Source organism: Haloarcula sp. CGMCC 1.2071, assembly GCF_037078445.1.
Lineage (GTDB): Archaea > Halobacteriota > Halobacteria > Halobacteriales > Haloarculaceae > Haloarcula > Haloarcula amylolytica.
On the sequence record NZ_JAYMGY010000001.1, the window covers coordinates 167,054 to 188,193 of the forward strand.

Here is a 21,140-nt window from a genome sequence, read left to right on the forward strand (position 1 = left end):
GCCACGACGGGCGTGGTCACACCGACCCGACCACGTCCTCGTCGGTCGGTCCCTGACCGTCGAACTCGGCCACGAGCGCATCCAACCGCTCCGGGTCGTCGACGCCCGGGAGCCTCCGGTCCGCAGTCCGGCAGTCTGCATCGACGCCGAGGCCGTCACAGACGAGGTCGGCCGTCGCCTCGGCCATCTGCCGGTAGGTGGTCAGTTTACCGCCGACGATGCTCGCCATGTTGTCGACGCCGTCGTCGGCGTGGTCGAGCAGGAAGAAGCCACGCGAGATGCCGCGGCCGCCGCGCTCGTCCTCGTCTGGGGCGTACAACGGTCGGATGCCCCACCAGGTTCGGACCTCGGGGGCGTCTGCAACTGGCGGCAGCATCGCCGCACACTCTTCGATGCTCTCCTCGATTTCCCACTGCTCCGTCTCGTACTCGTCCGGGTCGCGGACGGGGACGCTCGTCGTTCCGAGGACAGCCTCGCGCTCGTGTGGGACGACGATGTCGCCGTCGTCGGGGTCCCGGCAGCGGTTGAGTACCGGCCCGAGGTCGTCGTACTCGACGGAGACCATCACGCCCCGCGTCGGTTGCATCTCGACGTCGAGGCCGGCCATCGCGGCGAACCGGCCCGCCCAGGCACCGGTCGCGTTGACGACGTAGTCGGCCTCGATGGTATCGCCGACCGCCCCGCCGACCCGCACGCCGGTTACCTGCCCGTCCGCCACGAGCACGTCTTCAACGGGCGCGTGTGGGTGAATGTCCGCGCCGTGTTCGCGGGCGTCTGCGGCGTTCGCGGCGACGAGCCGGGACGGGTAGATGACGGCGTCCGGGACTTCGAACGCGCGCTCGACCTCCGCGGCGAGGTCGGGCACCCGCTCTTGGGCTGCATCGCTGTCCAGCGTCTCTACGGGGATGCCGATATCCTCACAGGCTGCCCGCTTGGCCTCGAAGTAGTCGGGGTCGTCCTCGGCGAGCTGGACGAACAGGCCCCCGGTGTCACGGATGCAGGCCCCGGCGATGTCCTTGAGTATCCGGTTTTCGGTGATGCACTCCTCGGCACCGACCCGGTCTGCCTCGGCGTAGCGGGCACCGCTGTGCAGCAATCCGTGCGAGCGTCCGGAGGTACCGCTTGTCAGCCCGTCACGCTCGACAAGCGTCACGTCGATGCCACGGAGTGCGAGGTCACGAGCGACGCCAGCGCCGGTCGCGCCACCACCGACGACGAGGACATCCGTCTCAATTGCCATGTGTCTGGTTAGGGTAGACGACGTAAGATTCCTCCGATACCGGGGGTTTCGACAACTGTGCGTCCAGTTTCATCGCCGGGAAACTGACCGCGGCCGGTGGACACGAACCCGGTAAAGTGCTACCGATCGAACGGGTGAGACACGGTTCCAGTAGCCGTCGTCGTCGGCTGTGTGACCGCGTAAATGGTGGCCGCTCCGTCTCTGCGTTGCTTACTGCACTTCTCTCCTCAGCAAGAACGCGACTCTCGATCAGATATCCTGTCCGGTCGGTCTAATCAGGAGTTCGTTCACGTCCACGCGGGCGGGCTGGCTCGTCGCGTACACGATGCCGCGAGCGATATCGTCGGGATGGAGCATCGGGAGGTCCATCTCCGCGAACCGCTCAAGCACCTGCTCGTCCGGAACGTGTGTCGCGAGTTCCGTATCGACCGCACCCGGTTCGATAACCGTCGTCCGGATGCCCTGTGTCGTCACTTCCTGCCGGACTGCCTCGGTGAACGCGTTCACCCCGAACTTTGTCGCGTTGTAGCCGCTCGAATCGGCCGAGGCTCGGCGTCCCGCGACGGAGGAGACGTTGACGACGTGGCCGCTCTCCTGCTCTTGCATGACCGGAAGCACTGCGTGGGTGAGGTTCATCAGTCCGAGCAGGTTCACCTCGACCATCTGCCGGAGGTTCGAGCGATCTGCCCGCTCCAGCGGTTCGAGGAGCATCACGCCGGCGTTGTTGACGAGGATGTCGATACGACCGTACTCGTCGGTCGTCGCGTCGACCAGCGACTCGATGTCGTCCTCGTCGGTCACGTCGGTCGGCACAACCAGTGCATCCCCGCCAGCCGATTCGATCCGGTCCGCCAGAGCCTCCAGCTCGTCAGCGCGGCGGGCCGCCAGCGCTACGCTCGCGCCCGCGTCGGCCAGTGCCTCCGCAGTCGCCTCACCGATTCCCGATGACGCGCCGGTTACAATCGCCACGTCGCCTGCAAGCCGCTGTGCGTCCTGGTCGTCTGCCGCAGATTCGTCTGACATCGCTGTGCAGTAGGTGCGACAGCCACGAGCGTCCTTTGCTTACTGATAAGCCCATTTATATACTTGCCGCGATAGCGCAGTCGAACAAGCTGGCGGCTACTGTGCGAGCGCGTTCCGGAACTGGTCGGGGCCGACTGTCGAACTGATGAGTTGTTTTTCGGCTCGACGCAAGAGGTCAGAGGCCGCGGCGGCCGACACGTCGAGTTTGTCGGCGAGTTCCGCTGTCGAGCACCGACGCGGTGAGTCGTAGTACCCCGAGGAGAGGGCGACGGACATCGCCCGATACTGCCTGTCCGTGAGGCCGAACTGGTCGCGTTCCCCGGGGTTCTCGGGGTCCGAAGCGATGTGCAGTAGTTCGAGCGGGATGTCGTTGACCGCACAGCGGTCCCGTAGCGCACTGAACGCGTCGTAATCGGAGAACACCTTCTGTTCCCGTATCCCGTCGCCGGTCACCGTCGCATCCATCGCAACGCCCTCGAACTCCTCCGGGTCGTGTGACGCGATGAGATCCGGTGCGTTGTCGACGACCACCTTGTAGAACCAACCATCGGCCGTCTGCCCGATATCCGCCGCGTCGGTGATCTGTGGCCGCGCGTCGAGTTCTCGCTCGAAGGCGTCGCTGGAGCCAGCGTCGACGCTAACTGTAAGCAGCAGTCGTCCGTCTTCGAGGCCGACGGCGTTCGAAATCGAGAGTTCGCCGCTCGGAATCGAGTCTGCCACACCGACCAGCGGAAGCGTCTCGTCTGCGAGGAGGATTTCAGCAACGATGGCCATAGCGTGCCATCGGAGTCGACGTATATAGTCGCCAGCATCACGATTACAGGCGCACTGACAGCCCCGCTCCGGTTCGCAGCCGCTCAGTCAGAACTGGACGCTGTCTCACCACTCAGCAATCGCTGTAGCTGTTCGATTAACGAGCGGCTTGCGGGCTGCCCACGATACACCCGCACGGAATCGAAGCCCGCGTACCCGTGGTTCCCGGATTCGTCCCGCTCCCAGTACAGCCATGCTGTCTCCTCCCCACCATCGAAGCCCATCTCATCGACTGGGAACGTAAGAACGAGCGACGCCTGGCCGTCCTCAGCATCTTCGTCCGGTTCCCTGATCTCGCCATCCTCGACGGGGCGCGCCCCCTCGCCGTCTTCCAGCGCGAGACGCGAGCCGAACCGATAGCGGACGGCCCGCTCCGTGGGGTCGAAGGTCTCGCTGTCCCCGTCGCTGTTGACGAACTCTGACTGCTCGACTGCGACGGTGATGGTGTCGTGTTCCGACAGGTCGATGAAGTTCTCCGCGTTCTCGGGCTGGACGTCGACCGTGATCTCGACCGGGAAGTGGGCCGCCGCGACGCCGCTCAGGCGCGGAACCGCGGCCGCGGTCACTGCTGTGCCAAGTGTTCCTTTGAGGAGCCGTCGTCGTGTGGTAGTTGCCGATTTTGTGCTATCGTTGCTCGTCGCTGACTGCTTTCCTTTCATCCAAGTGAACTGAGCCGCTGGCACAGTTATGATAATTCTGGTGCATATCTCGAAACACCGAGTTATGGGAGAGAGCGGACCCGGAAGCGGGATCATATCTCCTAATTAGTGGTTTTTGATGTTATCAGACACCCCCTATTGTGCTCGTATGCCTCTATGCTGACAGAGTGTTTTCATGGTCTGTACTCCAACTCACATTCTCCATATAGAGAGATTATATTTTAATTAAATTCCGCAAAACTAAGTCTACAACTTTAAGTACAATAGCTAGTTTAAAACTGCGTATGACCGCACAGGCTGGCACGGAGACCGCACCGGTGGTTCCCGCACCGACGCCACCGGACGCCGCCGACGCCTGGTACGCGCCGGACGTTCGTGAGCAAGACGAGGTGTATCCGGGCGTCGTCGTGACCGTCCGACGGGAACGCAGCGGGTTCCGGTACGATGTCCGTGATCCGGTACTTTCAGCGGCAGAGGCTGACGCACTGTCGACTGTCGAATCACACTTCGCAGGTGCGAACATCGAGCGACCACGGACGCGTGAGGGGGCCGTCGAGCGGATGAACGGGGGGTTCGACGCGAAACACCGACGGGTCATCGACCGACTGATCGACGCGTCGCCGGCGAGCCGTCGTCGAATCGAGTACCACGCGCTCTCGTCGCTGGCGTGCTTCGACGACCTGACCCCGTACGCACTGGACTCCCGAATCGACGTTGCTGACGTGACCAACGACGGCGTCGTCGTCCATACCGACGATTACGCCCCGGCCGAGACCGACCTTGGCCCGGACCCGGCGTATCTGAACCGCTTCGCGAGCGAGCGTGTCGAGCGCCACACCGTCCGGTTCCAGGGCTTCGAGATTCCGGTCGTCGTCTACCGCGAGCATCTCCTCGGTGCCGACCCGTTCACGACGAAGTACGCGGTCCGAGAGCCGGACCTGCTCCCCGGCGACGAGCAGCTCATCGAGGTGTGCAAGGAGCGCGTCTGGGAGACCGGCGTCGACGGCGTCGTCCAGGACCGTGTCGAGTTCGTACGGGAGCGTGCTCGCTCGCTCCTGGCCCGGCAGTTGACCGTCCGCAACACGACCGAATGGGTCGACGCCGTCCGCTACCGGCTCCGGTCGGCGCTGGCCGAACTCGACCTGGCCGTGCCACCGGTCGACCATCGGTTCGCCGACGACCGCCTCGACGACCTGCTGTACTACGTGCTTCGTGATCTCGTCGGCTACGGTAAGCTCACTGTCCCGATCCGGGACCACACGCTGGAAGACATCGAGGCGAACCGCGTCGACGAGCGCGTGAAGGTCCTCCCACGCGCCGATCTCGGCCACGACGGCCGGGTACCGACCAATCTCGCTTTCGACTCCGAGGCGGCCTTCGTCAACGTCGTCACGCAACTGGCCGCCGACGACGGCGTCGAACTCAACGCCTCGAACCCGAGCGCGAAGGTCAACATCGACCCGGACGGGGACGCCCTCCACGACGCCGACGACACCATCCGCTGTGCAGTTGCCTTACCGACTATCAGCGAAGGCGGTCCACACATCTCCATCCGCAAACAGTCGAGCGACGCGATGACGCCGGTCGACTTAGTCCAGCGGGACTCACTGCCGACGGAACTCGTCGCGCTACTGTGGCTCCTGTACGAGTCTCATGGCGTGGTCCTCTTTTCGGGACCCACGGGAGCCGGCAAAACGACCCTTATGAACGCGCATATGCCGTTTATCCCGTATCGGGACCGTCCCATCAGTATCGACGAAGGGTCGCGTGAGGTTCGGATTCCACACGAGACCGGCGTCTCGCTCACCACGAGAGACCACGAGCGGGACCACCGCCGCGTGACGATGGCCGACCTGATGACACAGTGCAATTACCTGAACCCCGATGTCGAGGTCATCGCGGAGATCAACACGGCCGCGTCGTTCGAAACCTTCGCTGAAACGCTCAACACCGGCCACGGCGTCATCGGGACGACCCACGCCGACGATATCGAGTCGCTGGTCAACCGCGTCATCGAGAAGGGCTTGCCGACCTACCTGCTCGAAGAGATCGACCTGGTCGTGTTCCCCCGCCACGTCGGCGGAGAGCGCTACGTCGGCGAAGTGGTCGAGTTCGTCGACGACCCATCGATGGTCGAGACCGAGGGCGACCGGAGCGGGACGATACACAAGGACGGGACGACCATCCACTGGAACAGCGTCTGCTGGCGGCGACCGGACGGAAGCTTCGAACTCGCCTACGACCACCCGCAGTTCGGCGACGAGCAGCGGCGGGTCGACACCGGCATTCTCGACCGACTTTCGGACCTCCGGGACGAACCAGTGTCGGCCGTCGAGGACGCGTTCCACCGCCGCCATCGCTACGTGCAGTATCTCGTCCAGGAGGGGCTGACCGACTTCGACGACCTGTTCGGCGTCCTGGCCGACTTAGAGACGAACGAGGCAGCGACCGTCGAGCGACTGCGGCGACAGGCCGGGACGCCCGACGACCCGCAACTGGAGGTCAGTACGGGTGACGACTGAGGGCGGCGGGACACTTGGCTTGCTCGACCGGGGCCTGTACGCTCTGTTCGCCCACCACGCCGAGGACGACCGGCACGCGAGCACCCGCGACCGCTACCGGGCCGCCTATCCGAGCGCCGGCTTCGGCGTCTACGTCGCCAGAGTGTACGGGCTGTCGTGGCTGGCGCTCGTTGTGGGTGTCGTCGGAACCGCGACGACAGCGATGCTCGTGCCGCCGGGGACCTTCGACTCGTTCGTCGCGGTGCTCCAGCAGAGCCTCCCGGTCATCAATCGGCTGGCGCTGCCGGAAGTCCCTCGACTTCTCGTGGCCACCGGCATCGGAACCGTCGCTGGACTCGCGCTCAAGCGGGGCGTGTTCGTCGCCGGGAACCGATATCTCTCGTGGGTCGCGAGCGCCCGGAGCGCCGACATCGCGGCCACGCTCCCCGGCGCAGTCCGATACCTCAGAGTGCTCGCCTCCGGAACCCACGACCGGCGCGAGATGCTCCGCGCCGTTGCCGAACAGGACGCATACGGCGAGACGGCGGTCGCCTTCCGGCGCGCGCTCAATCAGGGCATTCTCACCGGCAGTCTCGACACCGGTATCGAGCGGGTCGCAAGCGAAACCCCTTCACGGGACCTGCTTGCACCGTTTCTGCTGAAGTTCCGCGAACACGCGAACCAGAGCGCCGAGGCGCTTGAGGGGTACCTGGAGATGGAGGGCCGCTTACTCTCCCACGAGCAGAGCCGGCAGCACGAACGGGCGACCGGCTATCTCGAACTGCTTGCGGAGCTATTCGTCGTGTTGCTGGTGTTGCCGGCGCTCGTGGTTCTCATCGTCACTGTGATGGGCATTCTTGCGCCCGGCCTCTCCGAACCAGTTCCCACGCCGCTCGGCGAGACGACTGTCCGTGCCATCGTCGTCTACGGCAGTGCGGCGTTCGTGCTGGCCGCCGGCTTGCTGGCGGCCTTCGTCGTGGCTACGCTCCGGCCACGCAACACGGCCGCCCCGAGTTACAGCCTGCCGGACGGCCCCGTTGCGATACTCACAACCATCCCCTCGAATCCCGCGAGCGCACTCCTCGCCTGCGTGCCGCTAGGCGCCGTCGTCGCGGCCGGCCTCTGGTCGCTGGGCTACCGTCCGGTCAACGTCGCGCTCCTCTCGTATGCCACCGTTGGCGTCCCCGTCGGCGTGGTGACGGTCCGCCGGGCCAGAGCGGACGACGCGAAAGACCGAGAGATTCAGGACTTCGTTCACGCCGTCGCCGGCCACGTCGCGCTGGGCCGTCCGTTTCCCGAGGCAGTCCGGCGTGTCGCCGACGACGTGGAGCTCGGTGCGCTCGCCAGTGACGTCCAGTCGCTCGCGTTCACGCTCTCACTCGGTGACAGTCCCGGCGACTCCGCGGCCGACCGCCGGGCCGCGGCGCTTGACCAGTTCGTCGACCGTGTCGGCACGCCGATGGCCGAACAGACCATCGGGCTGGTCGTCGGCGCGCTGGATACGGGGAGCGATGCGGAGGACGTCTTCGAGACGCTCCAGACAGAGATAGGACAACTCTACCATCTGCGGAAATCCATCCGTTCGGCCCTGCTGGTCTACGTTGCGGTCGGCTGGACGACAGCACTGCTCGTTATCGGTATCACCGTCGCCGTCAACGTCTACGTCCTCGATAGCTTCGCACAACTGTCGGCAGTTTCGGGCGGCGCGAACATCGCGTTCGACCCGACTGCAATCAAACCCGCACGGGAGCAACATCGGTTCTACGTCGTCACGCAAGCGACGATGCTGGCCTGTGGCTGGTTCGCCGGCACGGCGAGTCGCGGGGCCTACGAAGCGCTGTTGCACTCTTCTGGACTGGTACTCATCGCCTACGTCGTCTTCGCGGGGGCTGGTCTGATTTGAGGTTCGACACTGACGCCCAGTCACACGTCGTCGGCGTGGTGTTGCTGCTGGGGCTGACCGTCGTCGCGCTCGGTGGACTGACGGCTGTCGTCGGAACCGTCGTCGACGGCCACACTGCGACTGCCGACGAGACCCGCGTCGCCAACACGTTCGAGACGGCGTTCCGGCCGGTCGAGCAGACGGGCCAGCAGACCGCTCGCGTCCGGTTCACGGAGGGGCGGCTGACGACGGTAGAGCGAGAACTCCGAGTCCTCAATGATTCCGGAGTTCAGCGGACGGTCCCCATCGACGCGATAGTGTACGACTCCGGCGACAACCGCGTTCGCTTTCTCGGCGGAAGCGTCGTGCGCGGCACGCAGGGTAACGCCTGGCTCGAATCGGACCCGCCGGTGACGGCGACGCGGGACGACACGGCGGTCATCGTCGGCGCACCGCTCGTCAACGCCAGCGGCGGCACGGTGTCCGGGGCCGGCGGTGTGTCTGCGGGCATTCGCCAGAACGTCAGCCACGAACGCGAACGGCTCCCGGCCGACAACTATAGCGTGGCTATCGAGACGGAGACGCCCCGTCCGTTCACCGAGTACTTCCAGCGTGTCGGTGCAACCACGCGAGTCAGGGATATCGACGGCGACGGCGTTCAGAGCGTCGTGGCGACGTTCCCGGGCCGCCGGACGCTGTATCTAGTTCGCCACGATATGCGGACGGAGGTGGGGCATGGATAACCGTGCGCTCAGCACCGTCGTCGAGAAACTGCTGAGCATGGGGCTCGTGCTGTTGTACATCGGACTAGTGACGACCACGCTGTACGGCGGCACTGTCCCAGCGTACCAATCCGCCGTCGGGGCGGAACTCGGCGACCGGACGCTCGCCGAAGCGACGGCCCGCGTCGAGCAGGCTATCCCGCCGGATGCTCGGACTGCCTCGGCAACTGTTCGGGTATCGCTGCCGGAGACCATCGACGGAGCAGGATACAGCATCCGGACTGACGGGGATGCTCTCGTCCTCGACCACCCTGATCCCGAAATCGGTGGCCGAACACAGCCATTGTTGCCCGACAGAGTCGATACCTTCGAAGGCGAGTGGCAGAGCGGCAGTCCGACCGTCGTCGCTGTCTCCGGAACGCGGGGGAGCGTGACGGTGACACTGGAGGCTGAGCGATGACCGCGCCGAACCGTCGCTGTGCCCATTCTACTCGCGCACAGACGTCGCTACCAGCGCTGGGCATCGCGCTCGTGCTGTTGACTGTCGTCACCGGACTGGGGGTCGCGATGGCTGACACCGCGATTGCCGGCGCGGACCGGACTCCTGACGAGCGACGGGTCGCCGCCGCGATTGCCGACCGACTCGTCGCGACGGACGGGCCGCTGGCCGCCCGGAGCAACGTCCTCAACAAATCTCGGGTGGACGACTTCGACCAGTCGGCGTTGGAGGAGAGCGCACCGCCGGCCGGTGAGTACGCGGTCAGCGTCGAGTTGGCTGACGAGGAGATCGCACGTAGCGGCACGGTTCACAGCGGGACACGAATCAGCCGACTCGTCGTAGTCGAGTCTCGGGAGCAACGCACCCTCACGCCCGACCTCACGACGACCGACGCAGTGATGCTCCCCCGTCGGAGCGCGCAGGCCACTGTAACCATCGACCCGCCGGCCGGCACGACCGTCTGGACGGTCCGCACTAACGACCGGGTCGTCCTGCATAACCGAAGCGGGCTGGACGGCAGCTATGAGGTCCCACTGGTCCCTTACGAGACGACGGAACTGCGCTTCCAGCGCGCCGGCCGACTCGAACCCGGGAACGTGACCGTAGCGTACGACGCCCCGCAGTCGACGAAGGAAACCCTGGTGGTGACCGTCGATGCGTAGAGCCCAGCTGCCGCTGTCGCTCGTGGAAGTTGCCCTCGGGACAGTACTGATTCTCGGCGTCGCGCTCGGGTTTGCCCTGGGAACACCAGCGCCGGACCGGCAGGGGCCACAGCTCGACGCCTACGCCTCCGATACGGCGGCGCTGCTGGCTAACGACCCGCCGCGACACAGCGGAGCGACGCGACTGCAGGAGATCGTGTCGAGTCCGACGGCGTTCGACCGCGAACGGGACGCGCTTTCGAACCGGGTCGCCCGTATCCTGCCCGACAACGTCCTCTTCCGGGTCGAAACACCGCACGGAGCGGTCGGAACACCGACGCCACAGGGCGTCAGCACTGGGACCGCAACTGTACCGACAGGACACGGGAGTGTCCAAATCATCGTGTGGTACGCATGACCCGGCGCGGACAGCTAGTCCTCGTTGCGGCCACCGTTGTGGCTGTGGCACTTGTCCCGATTCTCTTTGCGTCCCTGCAACTGGGCTATCACGACGACGTTCGGGCGACGGCCGACTACGACGACGATCCCTCGGCTGACGCGCTTCGGGTCCTTGAGCGAGCCGTCGCGACAGAGAGCACGTCCATCCCGAGCCAGTACGCTTGGGCCGCGAACGATTCGGCAGTGACGGCCGTTCGGACGGGGTTGCAGCCTCGGCTCGACCGACTCCAGACCTCCCGAATCGAAGACGGTGTCCACTACAATATAACCTACAACGGTACTGCAACACGGCAGTGGAAAGACGTGAACTGTCTGTCCGGGCCGGACCGCCAGTTCGGGGACTGCGTCGCCGATCGCGGCGTCGTTGCTCAGGACCGGGTAGGCCGCACGCACGTTCTCGCCGTCGGCTTCGACGTGACGACGACAACCGAACGCGGCGAAACCACCGTCACCGTGGTTCTAGCGACCAGCGGTCAGTCCTCGCGGTGAGCGTCCGAACAAAAACGGCACTACTCGCGGAAAATCAGTAGACAGTCCGTAGTGCCCGTTACTCGGATGCTCCCGGCGTCTCGGTTCGAGCCTGGGATCGGATCTGTTCGAACGTCGCCTGTGAGAGGATCCCGGTGACACTCTCGATTGAAAGGGTATCGATGAGGCCGGCTGGTGGACCGGTGACCAGCAGCGCACCTGCTTCGGAAATAGAATCGTCGACAGTGAGACCGAGGTCAGACGTCGCGCGCTCCTCGAACGAGGTGATTGCGTCTTCGGCAAGGTTCTCCTGTGCGGTACGGTATTCGGCCTGTGCCTCGCTCTGTGTGAGATTCCCTGCCTGGAGTTCGGATTGGATCTCCTGCTGTCGTTCCCGCAACTGTGTCTGGTCCGGTTCGACCACGACCGTCACGGTCGCGGAGTCCGCGTCCGCGCTCTGGCTCTGTGGCCCTGTACCCGTGTTCGCTCCGTCTCCGTCGCCACCCTGGAGGGCGTTACAGCCGGCGAGCGACACTGTCGCGCTTGCTCCGGCGAGTTCCATGAATCGTCGGCGTGTGGACTCGAATTCCATTATCGACTAGCGCGGGTCCCGCGGTGTAACCCTTCTGGTAGCCGGTCGTGGTTCTCCAGTCCCCCCTCTCGAACACTGTGGCTTCGAGAGACGAAAGACAGTGGTACCTGTGGTCCAATGCTGAACCAATAGCGCGTATGGCGGGACTAGAGTCGGACGAGACGCTGGACACGCCGCGGCAAGACGCGATTCCGACGCTTGAGAGCGATGCATCCGGCACAGTCGTCTGGCATCGTGAACACCTTCGGATTCGCGATCAGGCCGCGGTATCGAGGGCCGCAGCGTCCGAGTACGTGCTTCCGCTGTTCGTGTTCGACCCGGCGTTCTACGGTGCGGACGGCCTCGCCTGTGACAGCCGTATCCGGTTCCTGCACGACTGTCTGGCCGACCTCTCAGACCAGTACCACACCGCGACTGGTCGCGGGCTCACTTACGCCCACGGGGACCCGGTGGACGTGCTGGGGCGGTTCCGCGAGGCCGGCTGGGAGATCGTGACGATGGCCGTTCCCACGGGACGCTACGGCCGCGAGCGGGACCGCCGCGTTCGGGACCAGTGTGACGTGACATTCGTCGACGGCGACGGGCTGGTTCGGGACCGAGCGGAGACCCGCGACAGGTGGCAGGACGACGTGTCGGCGTGGTTCTCCGCCGACCAGTACGATTGGGACCCGAGCACGGTCACCTCACGGAGCTTCGATACCGGCATCGACATCAGCACAATCGAGGACCACTACGGCGTCACGCCGTCGAAATCCGACGTGCCCCGCGGCGGGACCGGGCCAGCGCGCGAACGGCTGTCGGCGTTCGTCGAGCGGATCGACGACTATCCGGGGAACATCTCCGCGCCGACGGACGCGCGAGACGGGACCAGCGGGCTCTCGCCGTATCTCGCGTTCGGTTGTCTCTCCGTGCGGCAAGTCATCCAGTACATCGAGGCCCACGCCCCCGACAGCCGCGGGAAAGAGATGTTCGTCTCGCGGCTGTTCTGGAACAAGCACTACGAACAGAAACTCGAAGACTGGCCCGGCTGGCTCGATGCGGCGGTGAACCCGGTGTTCGAGGGGTTCAACGCGGCGCAGTACGACCCCGAGCTGGTGGAAGCATGGAAGTACGGACGGACCGGGTTTCCGATGGTCGACGCGTCGATGCGGTGTCTCAAAGAGACCGGCTGGCTCAACTTCCGGATGCGGGCGATGTGTGCCTCGGTCTACTATCACCTGCTCCAGCAGCCCTGGCGGATCGGCGCGGACTGGTTCTCCCATCACCTCATTGACGCCTCGGCGGCGATCAACTACACACAGTGGCAGTCCCAGTGCGGCCTGATCGGCAAGCCGACGCTCCGGCTGTACAACCCCCGAAAGCAGGTCCGCGATCAGGACCCGGACGGCGAGTTCATCCGTCGGTGGGTGCCCGAACTCGATTCGCTCCCCGACGAGTACCTCGACCGGCCCGAGGGGACGCCGGTCCACGTACAGGCATCCTGTGGCGTCAGCATTGGCGAAGACTACCCGCACCCGGTCGTCGACTACGACGCGGCTAGACAGGCGTTTCGCAGGCGTTACGAGGAAGTCAGCGCCGACGCGGCCGACACCCTGCGGGACCCCGCCATCGCGCGCCACGCCTCCTTCTCCGGCGGCCGCGAAGCGGCTGCACGTATCGCCGCGGAACACGGGACGGATGCGTCGAACGGCGCGGAAGACGGCGGGACCCAAAGCACCCTCGGCTCGTTCGGTGACGAGTAGCTCCACAATTCGTTCAGTGTTGCCAAACGCCAAAGAGGCTAAGACGGTCGCGCACACAGACGTATCCAATGGCGGAGGGTCCGGACGACACCGTTTTCGAGGACTGCCAGTTCCTTACTGGGTCACCACAGCGGTTCGCGGTGCTGGCCCAGCTCCGGGAGCGTCCGGCGCGGCCGACCGATCTGTGCGATGCGGTGGACGCGACTCGCACCACGATCCAGCGGATACTCGCGGGCTTCTCCGAGCGGCAGTGGGTCGTCAAACGGGACGGCGAGTACCGGCTCACGGTGACTGGACATCGGGTGTTGGACCAGTACTCGGCACTCATGAGCGAGGTCGAACGGGCTCGGGTGGTCGGTCCGCTGGCCGCCCACCTGGGTTCCATCGCAGCGGACCTCCCGGCGGAGCTGTTAGACCCCGATTGTCTCACGACGAGTTCCGAACAGAACCCGCTGGCCGCGATTGATCGGTTCACGGACTGGCTGCACGAGGTCGACGGCGACGTTCGGGCCATCTCGCCGATCGTTACATCGGTGTTCAACGATGTCGCGGTGGACCTGCTCGAAATGGGGACGCATATCGAGTTCATCATCGACCACAGCGTCCTCGAACGGTCAGCGTCGGACTTCGCAGACGCGCTGGATCGAGGCGTCGAACACGAGAACATCGATACGTACGTCCACGATACTCCGCTTGATATTGGCCTCGCGCTGGACCGCTCGCGGGTCTGTCTGGCGGCCTACGACGACCGGAACAACGTCCGGGCGATAGCCGAATCCGACGCCACAGCGGTGTATAGCTGGGCTGAGACGGTGTTCGACCGATACAGAGCGCGGTCACAGCCGCTTGAATCGGTCCTGTCGGTGCAAGAAAACAAGCAATAATCCAGTCGCTCACGGATGGAATCCGGTGTGGAAGGGCCGAAGGGAGCACTGGTCGGCGCGCCAGCACTCACTGGAGGGCGGGATGGCGTATCCCCGGAGCATGGTATAGCCGGTGGGGGCCTATACTTATTCGCTGTAACTGTTTCGGGACACAAAACATGTTACAGGGGCTGTAACAGCTTAGAACGTTCATGCTATTCTGATCCGACGTCCGGATCGTTTTGCGACAACAACGGGCTGTGTTTCTATACTTTCACCCAGAATGAAATAATAGCCGACAGTATAAGTATGTGGCAATCGTTGACAGAAGTATGTCTCCGCCTGGACGGGAGATTCAGTACACTGAATCGGACGTTATCGAGGTGTTCAGACACCGAAACGATTACGCGGAGCCACTCACGGCGTCGGAGGTGGCGGACAGACTCGGCTGTTCGCGACGGACTGCACTGAACAAACTCCACGACCTCGAATCAGAGACAGATATCACGAGCAAGAAAGTCGGGGGCCGGTCGCGGGTGTGGTGGATCCCCGTGCGAGCGGATTGATGCGGATGTGCCGTCACGACGATTCGTTTTCGGAGTGAAACCGAGGGCGTGTCGCGACGTACACACTGAGGGCTCCGAGCAGGACTCCAAAGACTACGTCGGTCGCCCAGTGGATACCAAGCACCATCGTCGAGAGGACGACGCTGCCGGCCAGGCACGTTGCGACCGGGAGCCAGCGCGGATATTCGGCCCGGAGGCGGTAGGCCATGAGTGCGACTGTCACCGACAGCGACGTGTGCAGCGACGGGAAGACGTTCGTGTTGGCGTTGATCTGGCTCGTCACTAGCTGAAAGCGGGGTATCGTGTCGTACAGGAGCGGTTCGACCGTATCCGGCGCGAAGTTCCGCGGGCCGTACGCGACGAACAGCACGTAGCAGAGCAGGCCGATGACGTAGTTGACCGTATAGGCGAACGCGGTCTCTCTGAGATAGCGGGTGTTTGTCAACAGCAGCGTCAGCACCAGCGGAAACACCAGCAGGAACGCGTAGCCGTACACGTACACGAACCCCAGATACAGCGTGAACCACGCCGGTGCGAGCGACTGGAGCGAGGCGACGAACGACCCTTCGATGGCGTAGATCGTCTTCGTGATGTTGCTGCCGATGAGCCAGGACAGCCCGACGCCGAAATCACGGACGACGCTGTTGGCGGCCAGCACAGCCCCGAGTAAGAGCAGTGGACGGGCCGCCTGACGGAGCCGCGTCCGTAGCGCCGGCAGTTCCGACCGAATGCGGTCCGGGCCGACGATACCGGCGACACCGACGGCAAGCAACAGCGAGACGACGACGGCGACCTCGGAGAAGACAGAGACGACGTTCATACGCTACGATTGGAGGAGCGTACCCGTGTCGTACCGATAGCCGGCCTCCCGGAACGCCGACCGGACCTGCTCCGTGTCCAGTTCGCCGTCGGACCCGAGAAACGGAGTGACTGTGCCACCTGGCTCCCACTGCAACGTCTCCGGCACCTGTCCTGTCCCTGCGAGCGGACTGACAGCCGGTGTCGCGTAGCCGTCGAACACGGTGTCGACGAGATACTGGCGGTCGACGAGGTGGGACAGGAGGTTCCGGAACCGCGAGTTCGACAGCGGCGCGGACCGGACGTTGAACCCCAGAAAGTAAAACGAGTCGCCTTGGTCCAGCAACAGCGTGAGGTCGTCGGCCCGCCCGATAGTCCGAACGAGGTCCGAACCGACGCCGACGGCGGTCGCATCGGCGTCGCCGCTCTCGACGAGTTCGACGGCAGTGGAATCCGAGCCGACGAACCCGACCTCGACCGCGTCAAAGGGCGGGTCGAGCGCGCTCGCTGCGACGCTGTCCGCGGGATCAATCGTCGTTCTGAAGTGGTCCTCGAACAGGGTCAGCCGCAGCGACTCGCGGTCGCTCGCGGTGTCGAACTGGAGCGGGCCGCTCCCGACCGGAGGGATGGCATCAGTCACGAGCGCTTCCGTCGTCGCGGCACCGATGCCGACCCCGCCGATGTCGGCCTCGCTCGCCCGCTCGCGCCAGACGTGTTCGGCCAACAGCGGCGCGGTGAGTGCCCGCTCCGCGACTGCACGACTGCAGTCCGTACAGGTGAGTTCGACCGTCCGCTCGTCGATGGCGGTAGCCGCGGTCACCACTGTGGCGCGGCCGCGGTACCGCGTCGGCGGCACCGCCTGCTCGAAGGTCCCGAGCGAGGTGTCGGCCACCATCCGGTAGGTGAACGCCACGTCCGCCGCGGTCAGTGCCTCGCCGTCGTGCCACTGGAGGTCGTCACGCAGTGTGACTCGCAGTACTGGCCCGTCGGGCCGGGACGTGTCCCACTCCCAGTCGACCCCCGTCCAGGGAACCAATCCACCCTGATACTGCCGAGCGAGCGAGTCGTACACGAGGCTCGTAATCCGGCCACGCCGACGGAACGGGGCCATCAACGGATTGAGGTTCCGCATGACGCGGCTATCCGTCGTCACGAGTCTGAGCGTCGTCGCCTCCGGGTCAGCCCGGTCGAGGGTTAACAGCCGTAACGGTGACTTCCCGAACGCGCCGGTCCACCCGCTGAAGCGTGTCGTGTTCGCCGCGCGGATGCTGTCCGGCGTGCCGATGACGAGAAACGGGCAGGCGTTCGCCAGTTGCTTCTGGAGCGACGCCAGCGTCTCGGCTCGGCGGTCGTCGGACTGGCGGCGCTGTGCCGTCAGCAGTTCGTCGACTTCGAGATCGGCGAACCCGAAGGGGTTCTGCCAGCCGCGCTCGGCGGCAAACGACGAGTGGACAAACGAGTACAGCGAATCCGCGGTAAACCGTCGGTATGGATACCGGGCGACGAACGCGTCGAACTCGTGGTTGAGGAGGGTCTGGCGGTACAGTTCCGTCGCAGTCACCGGCTGAACGGTGGTGTCGACACCGGCGGTATCGAACCACGTCTCCAGCTGGCGTGCGATGTGCATCGCACCGGGGTCCTCGTCCGCCGGGCGCGTCTTGATCGAGAGCGAGACGGCGGGGGATTCTTTGTTTCCTGCGAGCGTCCGCAGCCGCTGCATACAGCCGCTCGTCGCCGCCAGCCCGGCCGCTGCGCTCCCCAGCACCGCTCGTCTGGAAACATCCTGAGGTGACTGGCCGGCTCCGTACATATGTTCAGGTGTCAACACGTCCTCCTATATAACACTCTGTACTTCCGACGACTTCCGGGTGCTGCTGTCACGGATAGAACCCCACGCAAGCGGTGCCGTCAATCCACTCAGAACTCCCACTGCTGAGCGCGTTCGCGGGCCTCCGAACGTGCTTGGTCCTTGATGGCCTCGATCTTCTCCGTGTCGTCTAAGAACGCCTCGACGGCGCTTTGCTCCGCGGCCCCGTCTTCGGCCGTCGCCGCGTCGCCGTCGCCCATCGCTGACAGCCGCTCGTCGGGGGCCGCCCGTCGCGTACTGTCGGCCAGTGCCGGGTCGCCGCCCAGCCGTTCGGCGGGCATCCCGGGCGGGACTCGGAGGTCGGCTGCTTCGTGTGCCGATTCGAGGTCGGCGTTGTCGAGTGCGTACAGCGAGACGTGGTACGGCCCGGGGACGGCGAGGTCCGCGAGCGCCGGCGGCCCGCCGCGGTCCGTGCCGGTGTGATAGACCAGCACGGGGACGCCGTCAGTGAACGTGATGACGCCCCGCCCCTCGCCGTCGAGCAGGAGCGTCTCCTGGGACTCGAAGACGGCGTAGCCGGTCAGTTCGCGGTCGAGCACGTCGGCGAGCGTGTCCCGCGGGTCCGTGACGACGCGGGACTTGTCGAGTCGGCCGCGGGGCAACTTCATAGTGACTCGGGGATGACGGCGCTCTGGAACCGGTCGGCGGCGTCGGCGGCCGCCCCATCCCGCACGGTGAGCGATTCGGCGGCCGCTCGGTAGGCCGTCGCCGCCTCGCATTCGGGAGCGTGGGCAAGCAGCGGCCGGCCAGCACGCCGTGCCTCACGGGCCCGCTCGCTTTCGGGGACCGCGGCCAGCGTCGGCCCGTCGAAGTACCGCTCGGTCTTCTCCGAGACCTGTTCGATGGACTCGGACTCGCGGACTTTGTTGAACAGGAGGCCCGCTACGTCCGTGTCGTAGGTCGTCGCGTACTCCTGGACCTTCAGCCCGTCCGAGATGGCTGGAATCGTCGGCTGGAGGACGACGACGATGCGGTCTGCCAGCACGATCGGAAGGACGGCGGTCCGGCTGTCGAGCGCCGGCGGCGAGTCCAGCAGGATGACATCCGTGTCTTCTGCGAGCGTCGCAACCACGTCCCGGAGCCGGTCCGGGTCGGCGTCCCTGAACCCGTCGAGGCTCGTGCCACAGGGAACGACAGTCAGCCCGAACCGGTCGTACGCCGCCGCCTCGACGGGCGCGTCGTCGGCCAGCACGTCGTGCAGCGTCGTCTCGGCGTCGGAGAGGCCGGCGTGAAAGAGGAGGTTCGCCATGCCCGTGTCGGCGTCGACCACCGTCACGTCGTAGCGGTCGGCCAGCGCCATCCCGAGGGCGACGGTGCTCGTCGTCTTGCCAGTCCCGCCCTTCCCACTGGCGACCGCGAACACTTCGACCATTGGAGAATATTGCGAGCTAGATGTATATAAATTTCCGGAATTTGAAGGAGTATCAAACGGTCACCAATCGGCCAGTCCGAGCGGGCCGAGGTCGACGTGGTCGGCGACGAGGCCGGCGGCTCGCTCGTACGGGTCGCCGCTCTCTCGCTCGTTTGCCGCTGGGGAGTCAATACCAGCACTCTCGAACGCATTTCGTACGAAGGCACCTCTGGCAATCTCGTTGACGAAGAGGTCGTGGAGGTATGTGCCGAGAACGCTGTCGGTCGCCGCCCCGTCGCCGTCGAACGGCCGGGCCGCCTCGTCGGTCAGCGTCGAGTCGCCCATGTGGATCTCGTAGCCCTCGACGGTCCCGCTCGCGCCCGAGAGCGGCCCGACGCCGTCGAGGTCCCGCTGGACGTGCTCGACCGTTTTCGATTCGCTGAACTCGGTCGTCACGGGGAGCAAGCCCAGCCCCTCGACCCGGTCCGTGTCGCCGGTCCCCTCGATGGCGGCGTTCGTAATTGCCTCGCCGAGCATCTGGTAGCCGCCACAGAGGCCGACGACGGGGCCGTCGAACGACTGGAGGCGGTCGCCAAAGCCCGCGTTGGTGAGCGCCAGCAGGTCGTCGACCGTGTTCTTGCTCCCCGGCAGGACCACCGCGTCGAACTCGTCGAGCGTGGCGTCGGGCGGAACGTAGGCCACCCTGACGCCGGGTTCGCGGGCGAGTGGCTCCAGATCGGTGAAGTTCGAGATGCGCGGGAGCCGCGGGACGGCGACGGTAATGCTCTCGTCGCCGGGGACGCCGTCGTCAGCGCCGACGACGGATCGCTCGCCGACCGGCGGCAGCGCGACGCTGTCCTCCTCTGGGAGCCCCGGGTCGTCGTACGGGAGGACGCCGAGAACGGGGACGCCGGTCCGGTCCTCGAACTCGTCGATGCCGGGGGCAAGCAGTGACCGGTCCCCGCGGAACTTCGTGATGACCGCGCCGGCCACTTGGTCCCGGATGTCGTCGGGGACCAGTTCCAGCGTCCCGACGAGCGAGGCAAAGACGCCGCCGCGCTCGATGTCGGCGACGAGCAACACGTCGGCGTCGGCGAAGCGCGCCGTTTCGACGTTCGCCAGGTCGCGGTCGTGGAGATTGATTTCTGCGATAGAGCCCGCGCCCTCGGCGACGATCACGTCGTGAGACTCGGTGAGTCGGCCGTGGGCCGCGCGAGCAACATCGAGGGCGTCCCCCCAGTGTTCGTCGTAGTACCCCCGGGCCTCAAAATGCCCGACCGCCTCACCGTCCAGAATCAGTTGCGACTCGCCGTCGCCCCGCGGCTTCAGCAGAACTGGATTGTGGTCGGTCGACGGCGCGACGCCGGCCGCGCGGGCCTGGACGTACTGCGAGACGCCGACTTCGCCGCCGGGTGTCGCCCGGGCGTTGTTGCTCATGTTCTGGGCCTTGAACGGCGCGACCGAGACGCCACAGTCGGCCAGATAGCGACAGAGCCCGGCCGCGACGGTCGACTTGCCGACGTGGCTCGCCGTCCCGGCGACCAGCAGCGTGTGGGCCATCAGGCTGTGTTGGGAGACGAACGCACTGGTGTCTTTCGCTCAGATCACTAAACCCATATCGATTTAATACTGCCCAATCAACTGAATCCGGATTAGCCGTTCACACGGTACTCAACGTGAAATGGTTTAACCAAAACAAGTAAACGATATCGGGTTGAGTCGATGACTATGTCGGAGCGATGGTGCGTCATCATCGGTGATGTCATCGAGTCACGGTCGGTCACAGATAGAGAGGCGTTGCGGGCGTCGCTCAATCAGGGCGTGTCACGAGCGACCGACGCACTCGCCGACCAGACGGTTGCGCCGTTCTCGGTGTTGAAGGGGGTTGACGAGGTCGGAGGAGTCATCAGAAACCCTGGACATGCTTACCGCGCTATCCGGGAAATCACCGAATCGATACACCCGACTGCGATTCGGTTTGCGGTTGTCCACGGAGAAGTTGACGTGGGGATGACAACGAGCGAGGTTTCAGAGATGGATGGCCCTGCGTTCCACAAAGCAGATACGTTGCTAGCTGACATCACGGAAAACGGTCGGGCCGTTGCGCTGCACGATCCTGTCGTGAAGTCTTGGCTACTTTCGCTGCTTGCCGACCAGATACACCTACTGTTTGCGTGGAAACAGGAATGGACGCCACACCAGGCGTCGATCGTCCGTGAGTACCGCGAAAGAAAGAGTATGCAGGCGTTGGCTGACGACCGAGACGTATCGATTCAGGCCGTCTCACAGACGCTTTCGCGGGCAAAGGCGGAGATGGTACTGTCAACCGAAGCAAATCTTGAAGCGGCCATGACAGAGGTCTGGGAATGAGTTCTGTGAGTTGGCGGACACCAGCGTCGGCCGTAGTCACAGTCGGTGCTATTCTTGGTCTTGTCTGGGCGACCGGTGATTTGA

Annotated in this window: 21 protein-coding genes; 11 read left to right on the top strand and 10 right to left on the bottom strand. The window is 65.0% G+C overall.

The features are described from left to right. Positions 1 to 16: 16 nt before the first annotated feature. The 4 genes from VI234_RS00850 to VI234_RS00865 form a co-directional block, all read right to left on the bottom strand. Positions 17 to 1,240 carry an FAD-dependent oxidoreductase gene (locus VI234_RS00850; protein WP_008308171.1) on the bottom strand — a complete coding sequence of 408 codons (1,224 nt, stop codon included), beginning with the start codon at positions 1,238 to 1,240 and terminating at the stop codon, positions 17 to 19. A 249-nt stretch (positions 1,241 to 1,489) separates the two neighbouring features. After that, positions 1,490 to 2,263: an SDR family oxidoreductase gene (locus VI234_RS00855; RefSeq protein WP_008308172.1), complete on the bottom strand. Its 774-nt coding sequence runs from the start codon at positions 2,261 to 2,263 to the stop codon at positions 1,490 to 1,492. Between the two features lie 96 nt (positions 2,264 to 2,359). Beyond that, positions 2,360 to 3,037: a helix-turn-helix domain-containing protein gene (locus VI234_RS00860; protein WP_008308173.1), complete on the bottom strand. Its 678-nt coding sequence runs from the start codon at positions 3,035 to 3,037 to the stop codon at positions 2,360 to 2,362. Positions 3,038 to 3,120: 83 nt separating this feature from the next. Then, on the bottom strand, positions 3,121 to 3,642 hold the full coding sequence (locus tag VI234_RS00865; RefSeq protein ID WP_336329291.1) for a hypothetical protein: 522 nt from the start codon (positions 3,640 to 3,642) through the stop codon (positions 3,121 to 3,123). Positions 3,643 to 4,019: 377 nt separating this feature from the next. Between VI234_RS00865 and VI234_RS00870 the strand changes: the two genes are divergently transcribed. From VI234_RS00870 to VI234_RS00900, 7 genes are read left to right on the top strand one after another with little or no spacing between them, the layout of a single operon-like run. Further along, positions 4,020 to 6,257, top strand: coding sequence for a type II/IV secretion system ATPase subunit (locus VI234_RS00870; RefSeq protein ID WP_336328997.1), 2,238 nt, complete (start codon positions 4,020 to 4,022; stop codon positions 6,255 to 6,257). Next, the gene (locus tag VI234_RS00875; protein ID WP_008308180.1) at positions 6,247 to 8,139 is read left to right on the top strand and encodes a type II secretion system F family protein; all 1,893 of its coding nucleotides are present in this window, start codon (positions 6,247 to 6,249) and stop codon (positions 8,137 to 8,139) included. Before VI234_RS00870 ends, VI234_RS00875 begins: the two co-directional genes overlap by 11 nt. Continuing rightward, complete coding sequence (locus VI234_RS00880) at positions 8,136 to 8,861, top strand: DUF7289 family protein (protein ID WP_008308182.1); 726 nt, start codon at positions 8,136 to 8,138, stop codon at positions 8,859 to 8,861. Before VI234_RS00875 ends, VI234_RS00880 begins: the two co-directional genes overlap by 4 nt. Continuing rightward, complete coding sequence (locus VI234_RS00885; RefSeq protein WP_008308184.1) at positions 8,854 to 9,300, top strand: DUF7266 family protein; 447 nt, start codon at positions 8,854 to 8,856, stop codon at positions 9,298 to 9,300. Before VI234_RS00880 ends, VI234_RS00885 begins: the two co-directional genes overlap by 8 nt. Then, on the top strand, positions 9,297 to 10,001 hold the full coding sequence (locus tag VI234_RS00890) for a DUF7263 family protein (RefSeq protein ID WP_336328998.1): 705 nt from the start codon (positions 9,297 to 9,299) through the stop codon (positions 9,999 to 10,001). The genes VI234_RS00885 and VI234_RS00890 overlap by 4 nt, the downstream gene beginning before the upstream one ends. Continuing rightward, the gene (locus tag VI234_RS00895) at positions 9,994 to 10,398 is read left to right on the top strand and encodes a DUF7262 family protein (RefSeq protein WP_008308187.1); all 405 of its coding nucleotides are present in this window, start codon (positions 9,994 to 9,996) and stop codon (positions 10,396 to 10,398) included. Before VI234_RS00890 ends, VI234_RS00895 begins: the two co-directional genes overlap by 8 nt. After that, positions 10,395 to 10,928: a DUF7261 family protein gene (locus tag VI234_RS00900; protein ID WP_336328999.1), complete on the top strand. Its 534-nt coding sequence runs from the start codon at positions 10,395 to 10,397 to the stop codon at positions 10,926 to 10,928. The genes VI234_RS00895 and VI234_RS00900 overlap by 4 nt, the downstream gene beginning before the upstream one ends. 58 nt (positions 10,929 to 10,986) lie before the next feature. Here the strand turns inward: VI234_RS00900 and VI234_RS00905 are convergent, their stop codons facing one another. Next, complete coding sequence (locus VI234_RS00905) at positions 10,987 to 11,499, bottom strand: hypothetical protein (RefSeq protein ID WP_336329000.1); 513 nt, start codon at positions 11,497 to 11,499, stop codon at positions 10,987 to 10,989. Positions 11,500 to 11,636: 137 nt separating this feature from the next. On the opposite strand from VI234_RS00905, the gene VI234_RS00910 reads away from it, so the two are divergent. The 3 genes from VI234_RS00910 to VI234_RS00920 all read left to right on the top strand — a co-directional run bounded on the left by VI234_RS00910 (position 11,637) and on the right by VI234_RS00920 (position 14,670). Next, positions 11,637 to 13,241, top strand: coding sequence for an FAD-binding domain-containing protein (locus VI234_RS00910; protein ID WP_336329001.1), 1,605 nt, complete (start codon positions 11,637 to 11,639; stop codon positions 13,239 to 13,241). A 68-nt stretch (positions 13,242 to 13,309) separates the two neighbouring features. Further along, positions 13,310 to 14,125 carry a helix-turn-helix transcriptional regulator gene (locus VI234_RS00915; RefSeq protein WP_336329002.1) on the top strand — a complete coding sequence of 272 codons (816 nt, stop codon included), beginning with the start codon at positions 13,310 to 13,312 and terminating at the stop codon, positions 14,123 to 14,125. A gap of 311 nt (positions 14,126 to 14,436) precedes the next feature. Continuing rightward, on the top strand, positions 14,437 to 14,670 hold the full coding sequence (locus VI234_RS00920; RefSeq protein WP_008308192.1) for an HTH domain-containing protein: 234 nt from the start codon (positions 14,437 to 14,439) through the stop codon (positions 14,668 to 14,670). Between the two features lie 13 nt (positions 14,671 to 14,683). On the opposite strand, the gene VI234_RS00925 is transcribed toward VI234_RS00920, so the two are convergent. The 5 genes from VI234_RS00925 to VI234_RS00945 form a co-directional block, all read right to left on the bottom strand. Continuing rightward, on the bottom strand, positions 14,684 to 15,490 hold the full coding sequence (locus VI234_RS00925; protein ID WP_336329003.1) for a phosphatase PAP2 family protein: 807 nt from the start codon (positions 15,488 to 15,490) through the stop codon (positions 14,684 to 14,686). Positions 15,491 to 15,493: 3 nt separating this feature from the next. After that, positions 15,494 to 17,278, bottom strand: a complete 1,785-nt coding sequence (locus VI234_RS00930) for an ABC transporter substrate-binding protein (protein ID WP_336329004.1) — start codon at positions 17,276 to 17,278, stop codon at positions 15,494 to 15,496. 107 nt (positions 17,279 to 17,385) lie between these two features. After that, entirely contained in the window at positions 17,386 to 17,943 is a 558-nt protein-coding gene (locus tag VI234_RS00935) for a hypothetical protein (protein ID WP_336329005.1), read from the bottom strand. Beyond that, positions 17,940 to 18,707, bottom strand: coding sequence for a nucleotide-binding protein (locus VI234_RS00940; protein WP_008308199.1), 768 nt, complete (start codon positions 18,705 to 18,707; stop codon positions 17,940 to 17,942). The genes VI234_RS00935 and VI234_RS00940 overlap by 4 nt, the downstream gene beginning before the upstream one ends. A gap of 60 nt (positions 18,708 to 18,767) precedes the next feature. Beyond that, on the bottom strand, positions 18,768 to 20,246 hold the full coding sequence (locus tag VI234_RS00945; protein ID WP_336329006.1) for a cobyric acid synthase: 1,479 nt from the start codon (positions 20,244 to 20,246) through the stop codon (positions 18,768 to 18,770). 168 nt (positions 20,247 to 20,414) lie between these two features. Between VI234_RS00945 and VI234_RS00950 the strand changes: the two genes are divergently transcribed. After that, on the top strand, positions 20,415 to 21,056 hold the full coding sequence (locus VI234_RS00950) for a SatD family protein (protein WP_049942825.1): 642 nt from the start codon (positions 20,415 to 20,417) through the stop codon (positions 21,054 to 21,056). Positions 21,057 to 21,140: the final 84 nt, after the last annotated feature.